We start from the raw sequence: 1195 nt of genomic DNA on the forward strand, positions 1-1195 counted from the left end.
ATCCACCCCGGCCGCACCCCGTCCGTCGTCACCGAGTTCCAGTCCAACGACAACTGGGAAGACATCCCCACCGCCATCGACGCCCTCGACGGCGCCCTCGGCCTGGCCACACCCGGCGCGGCCCGGCTGCTGGTCATCGTCTCCGACGGCAACTTCCGCGACCAGCCTCGCGCCGAAGGACAGAAGCGGCTCAACCGCCTGCGCGCCGCCGGGTGCGCAGGGCTGTGGCTGACCACCAGCAAGCACGACACCCCGCTCGACGGGGCACGCGTCCACCTGCTCACCGACCCCGCCGCCACCGCGCAAGCCATCGGACGCGCCGCCACCGCCGCCCTGCGGGCCGCCCGCTGAAACCCCAGACAAGGAGGCCCCGTGGACACCGCCCCCCAGCACTCCGGCGCCCTGGACACCCGGACGTGGTACGTGATCAGCGAGATAGTCGACGGCCGCTACCAGGTCTCGATCGCGACCGGACCAGACCAGTGGGCCGAATGCACGTTCCCGGCCACCGGCGACATGACCCACCCGCAGGCCGTCACCACCGCCGTCGAACGCTTCACCGGCCGCCCGGTCATCAACCTCACCACGTGCCGCCCCCACGCCCCGGGCTGCCCCCGGTACCGGATCACCGTCGCACCAGAACCCGCCAACGATGACAAGGAGATCAGCATCATGGAACACCACGACGAACACGCCACGGAGATCGTCATCCGCACCTTCACCGAGAACGGCTGCGTGATAACCGCCGCCGTCGCGGACCCGGCCGACGCACAGCGAACCCTATACGGCACGGTCACGCGGGACGGAATCCTGCTCGGCAGCTACTACTGCGCCGACTTCGTCCGGCAATCCGACTGGCGCATCGTCACCCCCGGCAACCAGCAGATCTGCTTCGCTACCGAACCCGAGGCCGTGTACACGCTCACCATCTCGGGCGACCCCAACCCTCGTGGTGGCGGAAGGACCTACCGATGAAAAGGATCGATCGGCACCACCTGCCGCACAACATTCGCGCCGCCATCGACGACTTCGAGTTCGAGTCGATCATCCGCATCTGGATGGCCTACCCCGGCATCACCCCAGACGAGTTACAACGGACTTTCGAGGCCGGCGGCAACTCGAAGTCGGTGTCCGAAGCCTTCGCGAAGAACCTGATCGCAAGGTCGGCCGACCTCGACGTGTTCCTGGTCTACGG

The 1195-nt window shown here is 68.0% G+C and carries 2 protein-coding genes and 1 pseudogene; all 3 read left to right on the forward strand.

All coding sequences use genetic code 11. The features are described 5' to 3' along the window. Positions 1 to 351, forward strand: a pseudogene (locus ABZ215_RS43795) (hypothetical protein); the annotation flags it as partial. Positions 352 to 372: 21 nt separating this feature from the next. After that, complete coding sequence (locus tag ABZ215_RS43800; RefSeq protein WP_354956870.1) at positions 373 to 975, forward strand: hypothetical protein; 603 nt, start codon at positions 373 to 375, stop codon at positions 973 to 975. Further along, positions 972 to 1195 (forward strand): hypothetical protein (locus ABZ215_RS43805; protein WP_354956872.1); only part of this gene is annotated, 224 nt, incomplete at its 3' end. The genes ABZ215_RS43800 and ABZ215_RS43805, both read left to right, overlap by 4 nt.

Source organism: Amycolatopsis sp. NPDC006131 (assembly GCF_040614175.1).
Taxonomy (GTDB): domain Bacteria; phylum Actinomycetota; class Actinomycetes; order Mycobacteriales; family Pseudonocardiaceae; genus Amycolatopsis_E; species Amycolatopsis_E tucumanensis.